This window comes from Paenibacillus sp. JCM 18996, assembly GCF_055392555.1.
Map to the genome: position 1 here is coordinate 1,566,885 of NZ_AP043884.1, position 17,018 is coordinate 1,583,902.

Annotated in this window: 17 protein-coding genes and 1 pseudogene; 3 read left to right on the plus strand and 15 right to left on the minus strand. The window is 52.5% G+C overall.

Annotated elements, in window-relative coordinates; all coding sequences use genetic code 11:
* Positions 1–62: 62 nt before the first annotated feature.
* Positions 63–1,484 (minus strand): dihydrolipoyl dehydrogenase, encoded by a 1,422-nt coding sequence (gene lpdA / locus ACZ5N7_RS07770; RefSeq protein ID WP_464658529.1) that lies wholly within the window; start codon positions 1,482–1,484, stop codon positions 63–65.
* A gap of 272 nt (positions 1,485–1,756) precedes the next feature.
* Between lpdA and ACZ5N7_RS07775 the strand changes: the two genes are divergently transcribed.
* Entirely contained in the window at positions 1,757–2,026 is a 270-nt protein-coding gene (locus ACZ5N7_RS07775; RefSeq protein WP_464658530.1) for a DUF2627 domain-containing protein, read from the plus strand.
* Between the two features lie 79 nt (positions 2,027–2,105).
* Here the strand turns inward: ACZ5N7_RS07775 and ACZ5N7_RS07780 are convergent, their stop codons facing one another.
* On the minus strand, positions 2,106–2,801 hold the full coding sequence (locus tag ACZ5N7_RS07780; RefSeq protein WP_464658531.1) for a glycosyltransferase family 2 protein: 696 nt from the start codon (positions 2,799–2,801) through the stop codon (positions 2,106–2,108).
* A 79-nt stretch (positions 2,802–2,880) separates the two neighbouring features.
* Positions 2,881–2,958 (minus strand): annotated as a pseudogene (locus ACZ5N7_RS07785) (carboxymuconolactone decarboxylase family protein); the annotation flags it as partial.
* Between the two features lie 128 nt (positions 2,959–3,086).
* Between ACZ5N7_RS07785 and ACZ5N7_RS07790 the strand changes: the two are divergent.
* Complete coding sequence (locus ACZ5N7_RS07790; protein ID WP_464658532.1) at positions 3,087–3,359, plus strand: hypothetical protein; 273 nt, start codon at positions 3,087–3,089, stop codon at positions 3,357–3,359.
* A 51-nt stretch (positions 3,360–3,410) separates the two neighbouring features.
* On the opposite strand, the gene ACZ5N7_RS07795 is transcribed toward ACZ5N7_RS07790, so the two are convergent.
* From ACZ5N7_RS07795 to dxs, 8 genes are all read right to left on the minus strand, one after another.
* A complete protein-coding gene (locus tag ACZ5N7_RS07795; RefSeq protein ID WP_464658533.1) occupies positions 3,411–4,190 on the minus strand; it encodes a DUF5677 domain-containing protein in 780 nt (259 codons plus the stop codon).
* Between the two features lie 131 nt (positions 4,191–4,321).
* On the minus strand, positions 4,322–5,125 hold the full coding sequence (gene spo0A / locus ACZ5N7_RS07800) for a sporulation transcription factor Spo0A (RefSeq protein WP_464658534.1): 804 nt from the start codon (positions 5,123–5,125) through the stop codon (positions 4,322–4,324).
* A 210-nt stretch (positions 5,126–5,335) separates the two neighbouring features.
* Positions 5,336–6,649: a SpoIVB peptidase gene (spoIVB, locus tag ACZ5N7_RS07805; RefSeq protein WP_464658535.1), complete on the minus strand. Its 1,314-nt coding sequence runs from the start codon at positions 6,647–6,649 to the stop codon at positions 5,336–5,338.
* A gap of 137 nt (positions 6,650–6,786) precedes the next feature.
* Positions 6,787–8,514 carry a DNA repair protein RecN gene (recN, locus tag ACZ5N7_RS07810; RefSeq protein ID WP_464658536.1) on the minus strand — a complete coding sequence of 576 codons (1,728 nt, stop codon included), beginning with the start codon at positions 8,512–8,514 and terminating at the stop codon, positions 6,787–6,789.
* 31 nt (positions 8,515–8,545) lie between these two features.
* A complete protein-coding gene (gene ahrC / locus ACZ5N7_RS07815; protein WP_464658537.1) occupies positions 8,546–8,995 on the minus strand; it encodes a transcriptional regulator AhrC/ArgR in 450 nt (149 codons plus the stop codon).
* Positions 8,996–9,029: 34 nt separating this feature from the next.
* Entirely contained in the window at positions 9,030–9,491 is a 462-nt protein-coding gene (locus ACZ5N7_RS07820) for a hypothetical protein (RefSeq protein WP_464658538.1), read from the minus strand.
* 189 nt (positions 9,492–9,680) lie between these two features.
* Complete coding sequence (locus ACZ5N7_RS07825) at positions 9,681–10,517, minus strand: TlyA family RNA methyltransferase (RefSeq protein ID WP_464658539.1); 837 nt, start codon at positions 10,515–10,517, stop codon at positions 9,681–9,683.
* A gap of 21 nt (positions 10,518–10,538) precedes the next feature.
* On the minus strand, positions 10,539–12,449 hold the full coding sequence (dxs, locus tag ACZ5N7_RS07830; protein ID WP_464658540.1) for a 1-deoxy-D-xylulose-5-phosphate synthase: 1,911 nt from the start codon (positions 12,447–12,449) through the stop codon (positions 10,539–10,541).
* Between the two features lie 107 nt (positions 12,450–12,556).
* On the opposite strand from dxs, the gene ACZ5N7_RS07835 reads away from it, so the two are divergent.
* A complete protein-coding gene (locus ACZ5N7_RS07835; protein ID WP_464658541.1) occupies positions 12,557–12,865 on the plus strand; it encodes a hypothetical protein in 309 nt (102 codons plus the stop codon).
* 323 nt (positions 12,866–13,188) lie between these two features.
* On the opposite strand, the gene ACZ5N7_RS07840 is transcribed toward ACZ5N7_RS07835, so the two are convergent.
* From ACZ5N7_RS07840 to folD, 4 genes are all read right to left on the minus strand, one after another.
* Entirely contained in the window at positions 13,189–14,091 is a 903-nt protein-coding gene (locus tag ACZ5N7_RS07840; protein WP_464658542.1) for a polyprenyl synthetase family protein, read from the minus strand.
* A gap of 9 nt (positions 14,092–14,100) precedes the next feature.
* Positions 14,101–14,343, minus strand: a complete 243-nt coding sequence (gene xseB, locus ACZ5N7_RS07845; protein ID WP_464658543.1) for an exodeoxyribonuclease VII small subunit — start codon at positions 14,341–14,343, stop codon at positions 14,101–14,103.
* The gene (gene xseA, locus ACZ5N7_RS07850; RefSeq protein ID WP_464658544.1) at positions 14,336–15,688 is read right to left on the minus strand and encodes an exodeoxyribonuclease VII large subunit; all 1,353 of its coding nucleotides are present in this window, start codon (positions 15,686–15,688) and stop codon (positions 14,336–14,338) included. The genes xseB and xseA overlap by 8 nt, the downstream gene beginning before the upstream one ends.
* A 158-nt stretch (positions 15,689–15,846) precedes the next feature.
* Positions 15,847–16,710 carry a bifunctional methylenetetrahydrofolate dehydrogenase/methenyltetrahydrofolate cyclohydrolase FolD gene (folD, locus tag ACZ5N7_RS07855; RefSeq protein ID WP_464658545.1) on the minus strand — a complete coding sequence of 288 codons (864 nt, stop codon included), beginning with the start codon at positions 16,708–16,710 and terminating at the stop codon, positions 15,847–15,849.
* Positions 16,711–17,018 lie beyond the last annotated feature (308 nt).

The following is a 17,018-nucleotide window of genomic DNA, read 5'->3' on the forward strand; positions in this document are numbered from 1 at the left end:
CTTTTTTGGGTATGATGACAATTTCAAAAAAAATCCCGTTCAGTGAGCGTTGCGATGCGCACCTATATGCCCATCGCCCGGCCGTCCACCGCAAGCATAGCTTCTCCGATCGCCTCGGACAAGGTGGGGTGAGGGTGGATCGTCTGCCCCACTTCCCAAGCGGCCGCGTCAAGCAGCGCGGCCAAGGCGGCCTCGGAAATCAAATCCGTCACATGGCTGCCGATCATATGGACGCCGAGAATGTCGTTGCTGTCCGCATCCGCGACGACCTTCACGAACCCGCCGGCTTCACCGTATACAAGGGCTTTTCCAACAGCTTGAAACGGAAACTTTCCGACCTTCAGCCGCAGCCCCTTCTCCCGGGCTTCGTCCTCGGTCCAACCGAGGCTCGCCGTTTCCGGCCGGGTATACACGCATCTTGGCACCAGGTGCGGGCTGTAGGGATGCGGCGAGCCGCCGCAAATATGCTCGACCGCGGCTATCCCTTCGTGCCCGGCGACATGGGCCAGCTGCAGGCCTCCGATGACGTCGCCGATGGCATATATGTGCGATTCCGCCGTTTGAAGCCGGGCGTTTACCTTGATTGTCCCATTGTCCACTTTAATATCCGTGTTTTCCAAGCCGATTCCTTCCACATTGCCCTGACGGCCTACGGAGACCAGGATTTTCGCCGCTTCAAGCTCCAGCTTCTCTCCTTGCCGCTGAGCCGTGATGGAAATCGTTCCTTCTCCCGCGGCGAAAGTTTCCGTAATAACAGCCGCATTCGTAATGATGCGGACTCCCCGTTTTGACAGCATTCGCTCCAATTCCCTGGAGACTTCCTTGTCCTCCTGAGGGATCAGCCGGTCAGCCGCTTCTACAACCGTGACTTTAACGCCAAAATCGTTCAGCATCGAAGCCCACTCCACTCCGATTACACCGCCTCCTATAATGAGGATCGACTCCGGAAGCTCCTCCAGCTGCAGTGCTTGATCGCTGTTCAGCACATGAGTTCCGTCCGAGCGAAGTCCTTGCAGCTCCCGGGGCCTTGATCCCGTAGCGATAATCAAATTGGCGGACAGCAGCGTTTCCACTTCCCCGTCCTGCAGTTCCACGGCTACTGCCCCACTCTTGGGAGCAAAGATGGAAGGCCCGATGATCCGGCCGTTGCCGCGGAACACTTCGATTTTGTGCTTTTTCATCAAATACTGAACTCCGGTATGAAGCTGCTCCACCACCTGGTTTTTCCGTTCCTGTACTTTTTTGAAATCCAGCTGCACGCCCGACGCGACTACTCCGTATTCCTCAGCCTTCAGAACAGTAGCGTGGACTTCGGCGCTCCTCAGCAGCGCTTTGCTTGGTATGCAGCCGCGGTGCAGACAGGTCCCTCCCAGCTTGTCCCGTTCCACTATGGCCACAGATTTCCCCAATTGAGCCGCGCGAATCGCTGCAAGGTACCCTCCGGTCCCGCCTCCCAGCACGACAATATCGTATGTTTTGTTCATGTATGAATGCCCCCTAAAAATATCAATGCCTCTATTGTACCTTTTTTTGCCGTCTCAGAAAAATAGTCGTTCTTTTGCAATAGACTTTCCCCATAGCGGCAGTTATCATTATCATAACCCCACAAAGTGAAGTGAAGCTTCGGAGCGAAATCCGATTACTTTGCGGGGAGCCCCGGGAAGAAACCCCACAAAGTGAAGTGAAGCTTCGGAGCGAAATCCGATTACTTTGCGGGAGCCCCGGGAAAATGGCAAATACATGGGGAGGCCCATAGATGAAGCTGGTAATTCAAAGATTAATAGCCATACTGCTGCTCGTGGTCCCCGGCCTGATGGCTACATACGGGTTTGTGACGATGAAGGACGCCTGGTTCAACCAGTTTGGCGCGGCAAACAACGATCCGCATATCCAATGGGGCAAATTGGCCTTGGGTCTGGCGCTGTTCGCTGCAGGCGTAGCTTTTATCGGGGGCTGGACATTCTACAGAGACCGGAGGAGAAACTATGTAGCGCCGCGCTTTCGACAAAAAAAGAAAAAACGGTAAATGCATCTCTTTAACATTCAAAAAGACAGCTCGGGCTGCCCCGTCTGTCTTTAGTCTCGGTTGCAATATGGGGGAAAGGCTAAGAAACCGGGTTCCGCCACCGGCTCCAAAGCGTCTTGCCTACATCATACATCTGCCTGCCCATATGAGGGATACCGTTCCAATTCCTCATTCTTTCCTTGCTGCTGAAAGGCAAATCCATCTCCGCTACACGATAGCCCCGCCTGATGCTGTCGATCATTAATGCCACCCCGGTGCCATAGCCGTCCTCCAGCCTGCCGATGCTGTTCATCACCGTGGCTTTGACGGCGATCGGACCCGATATCATCGCTGTGGAACGGAACCCGCTTAGCTGAAATACTCCTTCACGGGCCAGGTTAGCTGCAAAGCTGAACCTGCTGCTCCTGCGGACCGGAACACGGGCGACCGCGATATCCGCCATATCTTCATGGATCGGCTGAAGAAGACCGGACAGATGAAAAGCCGAACAGCCCACATCCGCGTCCAGAAACACAATGTACTCCCCTCGCGCCCTTTTCCATCCTGTCGTCAAAGCCGCGGCTTTGCCTTGATTCTGCGTATGCTTGACCAGCAAGTCCACCCAAGGTATAGCCAGAATAAAGGTTTGATCGGAGCTGCAGTCATCCACAACGATCAGCTCATAATCGAAATACGGATCGTCGGACGCCAGGCGCCTCACCGCTTCAAGGGTGGCCATGATCGTGTCTTCCTCGTTCCAGGCGGGGACAACGACCGAAACTTTGGTTTTTGCCATGTTCCAAACCTGCTTCCATCATAAAAAATTGCTGCCCTATCAATGGATCCGATCCGGTTCAGCGAATCGCGTCCTGTAACTCTTGTACATGATAGAACGTACAAATTTCATTATTGGCAAATAAAATGATTCGTAACGCGGTCAACTGCTTGTTTTTTATCGACCGCTCCGGAGAGCAAAGGGTCTGATCGCCCGCCGTGCAACGCCGGCACTTGCAGACAAGGAAGTAATTCTATATACTTTGCCTAAGATTAACTTTTGGAATGGTCTAAGGAGGCTACCCCAGTGGCATATAAACCAGTCGTCAGAGATGCGCAAATCGTCAGCAATAACAAAAAGAACGGATTATTCGAAGTTGTAACGAAGCTCGAAGACCGCAGCGTCTGCCGCGTAACATTTGAAACAGATGAGGAGCAGGGAATCCGCGCCAGCCACATCAGCCGTCTTTTAGTGGAGCCTTGTCCTGTCTGCAAGAAGGATTTCCTTTGCAACTGCATGAAGACGTACATGAACACGATTGCCGACCAAGCGATCAAAAAAACCGGGCTGCCCAAATAATAGCCGACGGCCGCTTCCGCCTGCCCTCCGGGTTGTGCGGATTTTTTAGATTCACGGCAAGGAAAGGCCCAGGATCCTGTCCTCGAAGCTTTTAATCTTGGCCTCGAGCCCCATCTGCAGAATATCGTTAATGCTCTCCAGGGCGATCAGCAGGCAGAAAGCGGCGGTATTAAATTCATTCACTTCAAACAGCTGAGGCCCCTTTTCAAACGTCTGGATATACCCGTGTTCATCAGAGACGACGTAGCTTTCCAGCGATTTGACCGTCGTGTGCACTTCTTCGCTGAAATGCCGGTACGCCAATTGGTAAAAATGGTGCATGTTCGCTCTCTTGGCCAGCTCTTCGACGGTGAAAGTGCGGATCTGCTTACTCTCGATATCCGCTCTCAGCTGAACTCGGAGCTCTTCTGCGAACTCGGAAATATAAGGCGAAAACGCCTCTTTGTTGTTTATGATCACGTTCAGAAGCCTCAGCTGCTTGGCCTTCTCCGTCAAGACGAACTGCCGTGCGAAATTTTCTTCCAAGGAAAGGATGCGCAGCGGAAAGGTAACCTCCAGAAGGGAACGTGTAAGTATAATGCACTCGACGCCCAGCCCTTTTTTGCTTAAAAGTACGATGGCTTGAAAACCGTTCGATATTTTGAGAAAAAGCATGGAGGCTATCGCTGAACGTACATCATCAGGGTTGACGATAATTCTGTTCTTCACTTCATTGCAGAAAACATTGAGCTCTTCGATCAGGGAGTAATACGCCGCGTTGCGCTCAAGGACGGGTGCCATCAGCACATCGATCTGCTCCCCCAGAAACCCGTATCGGTCAAAATCGTTCATAAGCACCTGCCCGCTCCACAGCACGTCATTAGTCCATAGAAGACTGCATCTTATGTTTACTATGCCCTTATGGGACTGATTTTATCTGGAGCGGGAAGCAAAAGCACTGGATGCGGCGACTGCCCTTTCATTCAGGACACCTTGTGTTCGATTCGCAGCTTGTCCGCAACCATTGCAATGAACTCGCTATTGGTCGGTTTGGATTTGCTGATATTGATCGTGTAGCCGAAAATAAAACTGATGCTGTCGATATTGCCGCGCGTCCAGGCGACTTCTATCGCGTGGCGTATAGCCCGTTCCACCCGGCTTGGAGTCGTCTTGTATTTTTCCGCTATTGCCGGATACAGTGTCTTGGTGATCGCTCCCAGGATCTCGATGTTGTTGTATACCATCGTGATCGCTTCACGCAGATACTGGTAGCCTTTGATATGGGCTGGCACGCCAATTTCGTGGATAATACTGGTTATGTTCGCGTCCAGGTTCTTACCCTTGGTCATAGGCACCACATTCGCTTTGGAAGCCGAAGGCATTGAAGAAGTTGTAAACGAGGTATCCTTCTGCACAAGCTGCCGGATCCGGTTCGTAAGCACTTCCATATCGAAAGGCTTCAGTATATAGTAGGAAGCGCCTAATTGCACCGCTTTTTGCGTAATGTTTTCTTGTCCGAAGGCTGTCAGCATAATGATTTTGGGCTGCGGATTAATGTCCATCTCACGCAGCCTCTCGAGCACGCCCAAACCGTCCAAATGCGGCATAATAATGTCCAGAATAAGAATATCGGGCACCTTTTTTTGCTCCTCGATATATCGCAGAACATCGTTGCCGTTGTACACTGCGCTGACCACTTGCATATCTTCTTGTTCATCGATAAATTCACATAAAAGATTAATGAATTCCCTGTTATCGTCCGCTAACATAACCTCTATCTTCGGCAACGTAAAAGCCTCCTTCATATTACATACAAAAGTAAATGTCATTTTTTTCTTTTCTCTCCGTTAATGATTTCGACATATATGATTTGATTCCTTCTGTCGAAAATTATTTTTCTTTATATTTTGGCCGCGCTAATTTATAATTAAATATTTAACTTCATAATATAACAAAATTCGACATTTTGACAGAAAAAAATCCCTTTCTCAAAGGGATTAAGACGCTGCCTGGTACATCGGGGATGCAGCGGTGGGCTTAAGCATAATGCCTGCATCCTGGAGCATCCACTCGATAAAACAGCCGTAGCCTGAAGTGGGGTCATTGACGAACACGTGGGTCACCGCGCCGATCATTTTGCCGTTCTGGATAATCGGCGATCCGCTCATCCCCTGCACGATTCCTCCTGTTTTCTCCAACAGCCTCGGATCGGTGATCTTGATCACCATACCTTTCGTCGCAGGATGGTCCTGCCGGGCCACATGCACCACTTCAATGTTGTATTTCTCCACCTTCTGGCCGTTCACCACCGTATAGATCTGGGCCGGGCCTTCTTTCACCTCTTCCGCAAAAGCGACCGGCATCGCATTATCGGTTACGCTGTGATCGGGCTTGTCGGCCATTTTACCGAATATGCCGAAGGACGTGTTCTTCTCGATCGTTCCGATCACCTTGCCGCCTTTGAAGATGGTTGCCCTCTTTTCTCCGGGTTCGCCGTTTTGGCTCTTGGAGATGGAATTTACGCTGGAATGGACGATTTCGCCTTCGCCTACCGCAATCGGAGTCTGGGTGTCCATGTCGCTTATGACGTGGCCGAGCGCGCCATACACTTTTTGGTCCGGCGCGTAGAATGTAAGCGTACCCACCCCGGCGGCCGTATCGCGGATATAAAGCCCCAGCCTGTACGATTTATCCACTGTGTCAAACGCCGGCGTAAGTTCCACATCGAGCAGCTGGTTATCCCGGGAAATCGTCAGCTTGAGGGGCTTGTTGCTTTCTCCCGCTTTGGTAACAAGATCCGCGACTTTGGATACATCATTCAAATAAGTTCCGTTAAATTTAATAATAAGGTCGCCTACCTGCACCTTGGCATCTTCGCCGGGAGATACCTTCTTATTGTCGGCCGCGGTCACCAAATGATGCCCGACCACGAGAATCCCCGCCGATTTGATCTTGACCCCGATCGTCTGTCCGCCCGGTATTACTTTTAAATCTGGGACTACGTTGACTTTGACGGTTTTCACGGGGATCGCGCCAAACAGCTTCAGTTTCATCTCTGCCTGTCCGGAATGCAGCGATTCCAGCGAAATCGGGTGTTTAAAATTCATTTGAAATGAGTGCGCAGCGCTGCCGTTGACTTTTACTATATCCGGATTATCGACTGTCACTTGCCCATTGACCGGAACAGCGAGCTCAATCTGTTTGTTCTGGCCCTTAAACAGGCGCATTTCATCAGGTATAGAGGCGTAATTTCTGAAAGGAGTGGAGAAACAGATTGCACATACAAAGAAAGCGAGCAATAAACCAATCATTCTCTTTCTGTTGTGGGGTTGCACTTCATCACGCTCCCTTGGCTTCATTCTGAGGAAGTTGACCTTCTCCAAAACTGTACCTTTAAGTTAACCCCACGACATTCGTTTTATAACTGAAAATGATCCCACGAAAGCTTTTATATCCTTTGTTTTTTGGCCTCTGCCAGATCAAGCATTTCCTGCGCGTGCTGGAGTGTCGTGTCCGTGACTTCCACTCCTCCCAGCATCCGGGCCAGCTCGCCCACCCGCTGCCGGCGGTCCATATCGGTCACCCGGGTGAAGGTCCTGTCGCCGTCGACTTCCTTGCGGATCAAGTAATGGGCGTCGGCCATACAGGCTACCTGCGGCAGGTGCGTGATGGAAAAAACCTGGCAGTACAGCGCAAGCTGGGACATTTTCTCAGCAATCGCCTGGGCGGCACGTCCGCTGACGCCGGTGTCCACCTCATCGAACACAAGGACGGGAATCTGGTCGATCCGGGAAAAAATCGTCTTCATTGCCAGCATGATCCGTGAAAGTTCGCCACCGGAAGCGATCTTCGCCAGTCCTCTCAAAGGCTCCCCGGGATTGGGCGAAATCAGGAATTCCACATCGTCCCAGCCGTCCTTGGTAAAACGCACCTTCTTGCCGTCCGCTTCGATTCCGTTCGGGTCTTCATGCGCCATAACCCTTACTTCCAGGCGGGTCCTCTCCATTTGCAGGCCGCGGAGTTCATGCTCGATTTCCGCGGAGAGCTCGGTCGCGAGATTCTTTCTTTTATTGGATAAATCCGCGGCGGCGGTGACCAGCCTCTCTTGCTCGTCCGTCAAAGCCATTTGAAGCTTATGTATTCTCTCGTCCTTGTTATCGATCAGATCTAGCTCTTTTACAATGCCGCCAAGATAAGCCAAAATCTCTTCAACCGTGTCTCCGTATTTTCTGCGCAGATTTCGGATCAGGTCCAGACGCTGCTCAATATGATCCAGACGCTCGGGATTGAACTCAACGCCGTCCCTGTAATCTCTAAGCTGAAAGGCGGCATCCTCCAATTGAAAGAATGCGGACTCCATCTGATCGACGAGCGGCTGTAACGCCGAAGCATCGAGGCCTGCGATTTCCTGCAGCTTTTGGTTCGCTTTACGGATCGAATCCAGGCCCCGGCCTGCGCCGTACACGGCCTCATAAGCTTCCGAAGCGTTCTGGTACAGCTTCTCGGCGCTCGCCAGCTTCATCTTCTCTTCTTGCAGCTTCTCCTCCTCGCCAGGATCAAGCTCCGCTGCCGTAATTTCCTCGACCTGAAAACGGTACAAATCCGCCATGCGCAGAGACTGCTTATTCGTGTCAAGCAGATCGTTCAATTCTTTTTGCAGGGCAGTGTATGTTTGGTAAGCATCAGTGTACAATTTCTTGACGAATTTGATTTCCTGGTCGCCGTATAAATCAAGCCAATGGATATGTTCGTCGGTCTTAAGCAGGGATTGATGCTCATGCTGTCCATGGATGTTGACCAGCCAATCCCCCACTTCCCGCAGCATCGTTAAATTAACAAGCTGGCCGTTGATTCTGCTCACGCTTTTGCCCGACGCCGTAATCTCCCTGCGTATGAGCAGATGCTCCTCGGCATTCGCTTCCAGCCCGAGCCGCGCAAGCGTTTCCCACACCGGATGGGCCGGCGCCATATCGAACATGGCTTCAATCTCCGCTTTGTCGCTGCCGTGGCGGACCAGTTCGGAAGAGCCTCTGCCTCCCACGATCAGGCTCAAAGCGTCAATGATAATGGATTTTCCCGCTCCGGTTTCCCCCGTCAGCACCCCGAACCCTTTTCTAAAATGAAGCGTGACCTGTTCAATGACCGCTAAATTTCGAATGGACAACTCCGTTAACATAATTCACCTCTGCCATGAATTTTGATATGTATCAAGATACCATCGATTTGATGTGGTCCACCACCGCCTGACTGCCCTGCTCGGATCGGCAGATGATAAGGATCGTGTCGTCTCCGCAGATCGTGCCCATTACTTCCTCCCACTCCAGGTTGTCGATCAGCTCCCCGAAAATATTCGCCGTGCCGGGCAGGCTTTTCATCACCACTAGATTATTGGCGAAATCGACGCCCACATAATGGTCCGTCAGTGCTCTGCGCAAACGTTGAATCGGGTTGAACCGCTGATCCGCGGGAACGGAATATTTGTACCGCCCGTCGTCAAGCGGCACCTTCAGCAGCTGAAGTTCTTTAATGTCTCTCGACACCGTGGCCTGGGTCACCTGATAGCCCGCCGCCCTCAACGCTTCCACAAGCTCGTCCTGCGTCTCCACTTCCCGGCTCGTAATGATCTCCCTGATTTTGATGTGCCGTTGGCCTTTCATCCGCATCCTCCTCATTATTTAAACCGGCCGCCCGTTATTCACTCTCTACGGAGAAAGATATTTTCTTGATCTTCCTTGTCTGCATGTCCACGTATAGCACGCCCGAAGCTTCGGGATACAGCAGGGAATAGGACAGCCAGGCGTCTCTCATCGCCGCCCCTTTGAGTTCCACCGGCCTGCGCTCCTTGGCTACTTTAACAATATAGTATTCCCCAGCTTTTCGCGCAAAATAATCAATGTACAGCCGGCTTTCGAATTCTTCCGTGTCGTTTACCGTAATATAGACGGGAATTCGCTGTTTGGCGGAAATCACGTCGAAGCCCGCTCCTTCCAGCAGCTCCACCGTTTCATTCTGTTCAATCACATCGTCCACCGGTATCTTTCCGGGCCTGGGCAGCACCCGACTCCGGGACAAACGATTTTTCACCGGGATCCAGATCCATATGATGAGTGCAATGAGAATCAGCCAAATAACAAGCACATCACTTTTCTGCACTGCGGTCACCTCAATTAGGTAATTCGCGGAAACCGGCAGGAATCCTTTTACATCTAAGCAAAAAGCCTGCAGTTGGTGTCTCGTGTCTCTCAGGGGAGATCACTGTGTCTTGAGCTTGGAAAAATACATCTCCCAAAAGTGAAGGAAACGCTCGGAACACATATCGGTATTTATAGAACGAAAAACCCATCAAACCGATGGGTTTTTATGTAATTCTTGCGCCTCGGTTACAACTTGTTCAATCAGCTGCTCCAAAGGAGTATGCAGAATATGCGGATCTTCCTTGTTCACGGTGAGGTAAGCGAGAAATTCGATATTGCCCTCTCCTCCCGTAATGGGCGAATAGGTAAGCCCTTTGAGCAGGAAGCCCGTTTCCTCCGCAAACTTGATCGTTGACGCTAGAACTTCCTTGTGAACCTTGGGCTCGCGAACCACTCCGGATTTGCCTACCTTCTCCCGGCCTGCTTCAAACTGCGGCTTGACCAGGGCGACCGCTTCACCGGTTCCCTTGAGCATCGTTTTCAGTGGAGGAAGCATCAGTTTTAAAGAAATGAACGACACATCCATTGTGGCGAAGTCAGGACGAGGGCCCGGCAGTTCTTCGGGCTGCATGTGGCGAAAGTTCGTCCGTTCCATCACTTTTACTCGGGGATCGTTGCGCAGCGACCAATCCAGCTGGTTATAGCCGACATCGATGGCGTAGACGCAAACGGCGCCGTTCTGAAGAGCACAGTCCGTAAATCCTCCTGTCGATGACCCGATATCGATCATCGTCACCCCTTGCAGGGAAATTGAAAACAGCTTGATCGCCTTTTCCAGCTTTAATCCGCCCCGGCTTACATAAGGATGAACCGCGCCTTTGACGGTAATTCTCGCCGTACGGCTCACCTTCGTGCCGGCCTTGTCGACCTGCTCGTCATCCGCGAGTACAAGACCCGCCATGATGGCGGCCTTTGCCTTTTCCCGGCTCTCGTAATATCCCTGCTCCACCAGTAAAACATCCAACCGTTCTTTGTCTGAAGGCATTGTCAGCTCCTGTCCTTATCCTCACGCCCGTTGTCTCTTCCGCGGAATGAGCGACTTGATTTCCGCTATGACGTTCTCAATGGTGATACCGGCATCGCCGAGCTGCTCTTTAATCGAACCGTGCTCCACAAACTCATCCGGGATCCCCAAATTACGCACTTCCAGGCCATAGATCTTCTCTTCGGCATAAAATTCCAGCACGGCGCTGCCAAAACCGCCTAACTTGACGCCTTCCTCCAGCGTGAGGATGCTCATATGCTCCTTGGCCAGCTGCAGCAGCATGTCCGTATCCATAGGCTTAATAAACCTGGCATTGATAATCCGAAGGTTGATTCCTTCTTTGCTCAGCCGGTCCGCAGCTGCTGAGGCTATGCCAAGCATGGACTGGCCTACAGCCAGAACAGCGGCAGACTCCCCGTCCCTTATCACTTCCCAGGAACCGATCGGAATCGGCACAAGCTCATCGTCCAAATCGGCACCCGTCCCGCTGATACGCGGATAACGGACTGCGATGGGACCTTGGTCATAATCAACCGCTGTCTTAAGCATATGACGCAGCTCGTTCTCGTCTTTCGGCATCATCATCACGATATTGGGAAGGCTCCGCATAAAGGCGATATCGAATACGCCGTGGTGGGTTTCCCCGTCCGCTCCAACGAAACCGGCCCGGTCCACAGCAAAGATCACATTCAGGTTGGCCCGGCAAATATCGTGGACGATCTGGTCGTACGCACGCTGCATAAAGGTGGAGTATACGGCGAACACCGGTTTCATCCCCTCAGACGCAAGACCCGCGCTGAACGTTGCCGCATGCTGTTCTGCTATACCCACGTCAAACATCCGGCTAGGAAACGCTTTACCGAATTTGACGAGTCCGGAACCGCCAGGCATAGCGGGAGTAATGGCAATAATCCGCGGATCCTGCTTGGCCAGTTCAATCAATGTCTCTCCGAATACTTCCGTATACATAGGAGGTCCTACAGTTTTCAGCATTTGACCGGATTCAATCTTGTAAGACGACGCGCCGTGCCACTTGTGGGAGTCTTCTTCCGCGGGCGAGTATCCTTTTCCTTTGGTCGTAATGACATGGATGAGCACCGGCCCTTGGACTTTATCCGCCTGCCTGAACGTTTCCAGCAGAAGAGGGATATTATGGCCGTCCACAGGCCCCATGTAATTGAGGCCGAATTCCTCGAACAAAACGCCTGATACGAGCATATACTTCAAGCTGTCTTTTACTTTTTCGGCTGTCTTGGCCAAGGTTCCGCCTATCGCCGGTATTTTTTTGAGCAGATATTCGATATCTTCTTTGGCTCTCAAATAGGTTTTGTCGGAGCGGATCTTGCTCAAATAATTGTGCAGAGCGCCTACATTAGGTGCAATGGACATTTCGTTGTCGTTTAGGATGACGGTAAGGTTCCTTTTCTCATGGCCGATGTGGTTTAGCGCTTCCAGTGCCATTCCGCCCGTGAGCGCGCCATCCCCGATGATGGCCAAGACTTTGTTGGTCTGCCCTTTCAAATCCCGCGCAATCGCCATACCCATCGCAGCCGACAAGGATGTCGAGCTATGTCCGGCCTCCCATACGTCATGAGGGCTCTCGCACCGTTTCACGAAGCCGCACAGTCCTTTGTATTTGCGCAGCGTATCGAATTGATCCATGCGTCCGGTCAACATTTTATGAACGTACGACTGATGGCCCACATCAAATATCAATTTGTCCTGTGGGCTGTTATATAAGTAATGGAGCACCAGAGTCAATTCCACAACCCCTAAATTCGAGGCGAGATGGCCTCCCGTGATCGATAATTTCTCAATTAAAAATTGCCTGATTTCCCCTGCCAACTTTTCCAGATCTGCGGGGCCGTATTTTTTCAAATCCCCAGGACCGTGTATTTGTTCAAGAAGCACGCTTGTTTCCTCGCTTTCCATTGGACGACTTCTGCTTTTTTTTGAGAGTGAACAGCCGGATATTAAAGCGGTGCTCCATGAAATAAAAAACTCGGCCGATCATCAAAACAATTGTGGTGGAGTAACGGATGGTAAAGGATTTCCCCATCGCTTTCCCACCTACGGTAACCGTTGAAACCAGCGCGGTAAAAACAACGCTGACGACGGACCGCAGTACTTCGCTGCTCCCGAAGGAGGACATCAATTTTAAAATAACCAAGGCGCTGGCCACGCCGCTGATTACGCTCGTTATGTCTCCTAAGACATTATTGCAAAAATTGGAAAACCGATCCGCATTCCTTACGATAAAGATGGCCTGTCTTGACCCTTTCACCTTTTCAAAAGCCATTGCGTTAAAAGTTTCACTGGCAGCCGCTGCGGCCAGCCCCATGACCTAGGAGTTTTCCTCGGCAACCCTTAACCATTTCTTAGCCTCTTTTGCAAAGCGGATTTCACACGGCAATCGGCCTCTGCATTCTTGGCCCAGAATACTATGGGTAACTTGATCTATATTATAACACAAAAAAGAAATGTTCCTCAACGGAACACAGACATAACATAACAAAGCCATATCTTGACTCTGTTAATCCAGGGATCGGGTCAGCAGAAGCTCTGAGTTGGCGAGGCGCAGTGCGGAGCTGGACCGAATGCAGCACGATATTCGCCGGCCAGAGCACGGAGCCCGCCAGCTCAGACACGGAGTTACAAGGTTCGCAGTGCCTTAATGGTCGCGGTCCATCAAAAAGTCGGCGATTTCCAGCATGCGGCCGGGATACGGAAAACCGGCGGCAAGAATGGCTTGTTTGCCCCGTTCGGTCAGCTCGGCCACCTTGGCCTTGGAGGCCTGCAGCCCGATAAAATACGGATAAGTCACTTTCTGCTGCTTCTCATCGCTGCGCAGCGGCTTACCCAGCTTCTGTTCATCGCCTATCACATCTAGAATGTCGTCCTGGATTTGAAAGGCGAGACCTATGGAGTAGCCGAAGCGTTCCAAGGCGTTCAGCTGCTCCTGGTTCGCTCCCGCGATCCGGCCTCCGGCGAGCAGCGAATAAACGATAAGATCGCTTGTCTTATGAAGGTGGATGAATTCAAGCTCGCTCAGCTTGGTCATACCCTGCTCACCGAGGATATCCGCCGCCTGGCCGCCGACCATGCCTTTGGCTCCCGCCAGGGCCGACAGCTCCTCTACCATGGCCAGCACCTGTTCGGCGGGAACGCCATGTTTTCTTATTTGTGAAAGCGTATAGAACGCATGGGTCAATAGGGCGTCGCCCGCCAAGATCGCCATGGCTTCGCCGTACACTTTGTGGTTCGTCAATTTGCCTCTTCGGTAATCATCGTTGTCCATAGCTGGAAGGTCGTCGTGTATAAGGGAATACGTATGTATCATTTCAATGCTGCAGGCGGCCGGAATCGCCGCTTCCAGCGGTCCGCCCAACGCTTCGCAGGCGGCGATCACCAGAACCGGACGCAGCCTTTTGCCCCCTGCCATCAACGAGTACTCCACAGATTCGCGAAGCGCCGCAGGCACATCCCAGTCCGCAGGAAAACAGTGAGCGAGTTCCTGTTCCATTTTTTGCGCATAATATTTAATATAATCTAAGATGCCCGTTTCCTTGTTCAACACGTTCACCTATTCTTCAGCGGCCGGAAGGAACGGTTTGCGGGTCGGCCCTTCTTCGTTATCCAGCAGCATTTCGATTTTTTTCTCCACCTGCTCAAGCTTCTGCCCGCACAGCCGGGAGAGCTTCATCCCCTCTTGATAGAGATCTATCGCCTGCTCCAAAGGGACGTCGCCGCTTTCCAGCCGGGCCACGATCTCCTCCAGCTTCTCCATAGCTTCTTCAAAGCTTACGCTGCTTTCCTCTTTATCCATTTTTGTTCTCCTCCATAGACCAGACGTGGCAATCCAGCCGTCCGTCCGTCAATCGAATCTTCACGACATCTCCGGGTTGGACTTGGTTGATGGATTTTACTAGCTGCTTCCCTCGCTCGTCGTATACGAGACTATAGCCGCGCTGCATCACCTTCAGAGGACTCAACGCGTCAAGCTGCCTGACCGAAGCCAGCCAGAGGTGGCGCTTGTCCTTGTATATGGCCTGCATCGACTGCTGCAGGCCATGGCGCGTGGCCTTCAGCCGCTTTGCGGCGTATGCGGCCTGCTCCTGCGGATTGCAGCTGGACAGGCCCTTGTCCAGCTTGGCCAGCCGCTCCGTGGAGCGGCTGAGGCGGCTGCGCATCCGGTACGCGAGTCCTTCGCGCGCCCGGTCGAGCCGCTGCGCCGGCTGCTGGAGCTGCCGGCGCGGGTTCGTCAGGACAGGCGCCCTGCGCAGCCTGTCCCACTGCTCCCGCACGCGCTGCAGCTCCTTCTGCAGCGCGCGGTGCAGCCTCTGGCCGGCGGCCGCCACCTGCTGCTTCAGCTCCAGGTGGTGCGGCACGGCCAGCTCGGCTGCTGCCGTCGGCGTGGCCGCCCTCAGATCGGCGACGAAGTCGGCGATCGTGAAATCGGTCTCATGGCCGACGGCAGAAATGACCGGGATGGCGGAGGCCGCGATGCTCCTCGCCACCATCTCTTCGTTGAAGGCCCAGAGCTCCTCCAACGAGCCGCCGCCGCGGCCGACAATAAGCAAGTCGACCTCGGCCAGCGCATTCATCCGTTCGATTGCACGGACAATCGACGGACCCGCCTGCTTCCCTTGCACAAGCACAGGGTACAGCAGCACCTGCACCGCGGGATACCGCCGCTGCAGCGTGATGATGATGTCGCGCACAGCAGCTCCCGTCGGCGAAGTGACCACCCCGATTGCCTTAGGGAATCGGGGAATCGCCCGTTTGCGCTCAGCCGCAAAAAGGCCTTCGGCTTCGAGCTTCTTTTTCAGCTGCTCGAATGCCAAATACAGATTGCCGATTCCGTCCGGCTGCATCTGAGTGACATAGAACTGGTACTGCCCGTCCCGTTCATACACGGAAATATTGCCGCGCGCCAGCACCATAGAACCTTCCCTCGGCAGAAAGGCAAGCTTCTGATTCGCCGAAGCGAACATGATGCTTTTTAGCCGGCTGCCCTCGTCTTTTAAAGTAAAGTACATATGCCCGCTTGAATGGTGGGTATAGTTCGATATTTCACCCCGTACCCACACGTTCTGCAGACCGGGATCGTTTTCCAGCCGAAGCTTGATATATCTGTTCAAATCTTTGATAGATAATATTTTCTGGTTCATCCACACACGCTCCGTTCCTTAGAGCGGAAGGTGCCGCTCGACACCTGCTTCCATTCCTCATCGCTCTGCCACACATACAACAGCCCGCCGCATTCCGCTGTCTCTCCGCCAATCAGCCTTCCAACAGCTTCCCCGGCACTGGTGTCCTGCCCAACCTTTTACGCGTTTACACGGGCCGCTAATCTTTTTGCGGCATATACGGTGTTTTTGAGCAGCATGGTGATCGTCATAGGGCCGACGCAGCCGGGCACTGGCGTGATATATCCCGCAATTTCAAGCACATCGTCAAAATCGACATCGCCTGCGAGCTTCCCGTTCTCCAGACGGTTCATTCCCACATCGATGACAACCGCCCCCGGCTTCACATGACCGCTTTTCACCATTTGGGCCCGTCCGACCGCAGCTACCAGAATATCGGCCTGCTTGGTAATGGACTCCAGATCCCTGGTCTTGGAATGGCACACCGTCACTGTGGCGTTCTCCCGCAAGAACAACTGCGCCATCGGCTTGCCGACAATATTGCTTCTTCCCATCACGACAGCGTGCTTTCCGGTCATATCAATGCCCAAAATCTTAATGATCTCAATAACGCCTGCAGGCGTACAGGGTAAAAAACCTTCCTTGCCGACCATCAAGTTGCCGACATTGAGCGGATGGAAGCAGTCCACATCTTTATCCGGGTTGATCGCCGCAAGAACTTCCTCTTCCGCAATGTGCTTAGGAGGAGGCGACTGTACCAGAATTCCATGAATACGGGAATCATTATTCAACTTCGCGATCAGCTGAAGCAGTTCTTCCTGGGTCGTCGTTTCGGGCAGACGGTGGACTTCGGAATAGATGCCTGCCTTGAGGCACGCTTTTTCCTTGTTGTTTACATAGACATGCGAAGCGGGGTCGTCCCCGACAATAACTACCGCAAGCCCCGGATGAATGCCCTGCTCTTTCAACCCTTCCACCTCTGCGGCGATACCTTCTCTTACGGAGGCTACTATCTCTTTTCCGTTGATAATGTGTGCGGCCATCCCATTTCCCCCTGTTTAGTGTTTTTATCCGTTAAATTATGATTACTAACGTACACAGTGCCAGGCGGCCTTCCGAGCGCTTTATCCTTGACCTTTTCCGGCAGCGGCCTAAATACTTCTGATTCTGCCCGAGTAGGGAGTACAATGGTCATGCTTATATTCTACACTTAGTGTACCCGTTTGTATGAAGCTTTTCCAGACCCGCCGCGTCCCCGCAGCCCATTTCCACGCTGCTCCCAGTTCATAAACCGACTCCCACATGGCGTACCTGCCCATCAAAGCGGCACATCCTCATTAACTTGCACTTA

Excerpts from the sequence above, each read along its gene's own strand:
- spoIVB (WP_464658535.1), bottom strand. The coding sequence starts at position 6,649 with ATGATTGGTTTATTGCTCGCTTTCTTTGTATGTGCAATCTGTTTCTCC.
- folD (WP_464658545.1), bottom strand. The coding sequence starts at position 16,710 with ATGGCCGCACACATTATCAACGGAAAAGAGATAGTAGCCTCCGTAAGA.
- ahrC (WP_464658537.1), bottom strand. The coding sequence starts at position 8,995 with ATGAAAGGCCAACGGCACATCAAAATCAGGGAGATCATTACGAGCCGG.
- ACZ5N7_RS07825 (WP_464658539.1), bottom strand. The coding sequence starts at position 10,517 with ATGCCTTCAGACAAAGAACGGTTGGATGTTTTACTGGTGGAGCAGGGA.
- recN (WP_464658536.1), bottom strand. The coding sequence starts at position 8,514 with ATGTTAACGGAGTTGTCCATTCGAAATTTAGCGGTCATTGAACAGGTC.
- xseB (WP_464658543.1), bottom strand. The coding sequence starts at position 14,343 with ATGGATAAAGAGGAAAGCAGCGTAAGCTTTGAAGAAGCTATGGAGAAG.
- dxs (WP_464658540.1), bottom strand. The coding sequence starts at position 12,449 with ATGGAAAGCGAGGAAACAAGCGTGCTTCTTGAACAAATACACGGTCCT.
- ACZ5N7_RS07795 (WP_464658533.1), bottom strand. The coding sequence starts at position 4,190 with ATGAACGATTTTGACCGATACGGGTTTCTGGGGGAGCAGATCGATGTG.
- lpdA (WP_464658529.1), bottom strand. The coding sequence starts at position 1,484 with ATGAACAAAACATACGATATTGTCGTGCTGGGAGGCGGGACCGGAGGG.
- ACZ5N7_RS07780 (WP_464658531.1), bottom strand. The coding sequence starts at position 2,801 with ATGGCAAAAACCAAAGTTTCGGTCGTTGTCCCCGCCTGGAACGAGGAA.
- ACZ5N7_RS07835 (WP_464658541.1), top strand. The coding sequence starts at position 12,557 with ATGGTAAAGGATTTCCCCATCGCTTTCCCACCTACGGTAACCGTTGAA.
- xseA (WP_464658544.1), bottom strand. The coding sequence starts at position 15,688 with ATGAACCAGAAAATATTATCTATCAAAGATTTGAACAGATATATCAAG.
- ACZ5N7_RS07775 (WP_464658530.1), top strand. The coding sequence starts at position 1,757 with ATGAAGCTGGTAATTCAAAGATTAATAGCCATACTGCTGCTCGTGGTC.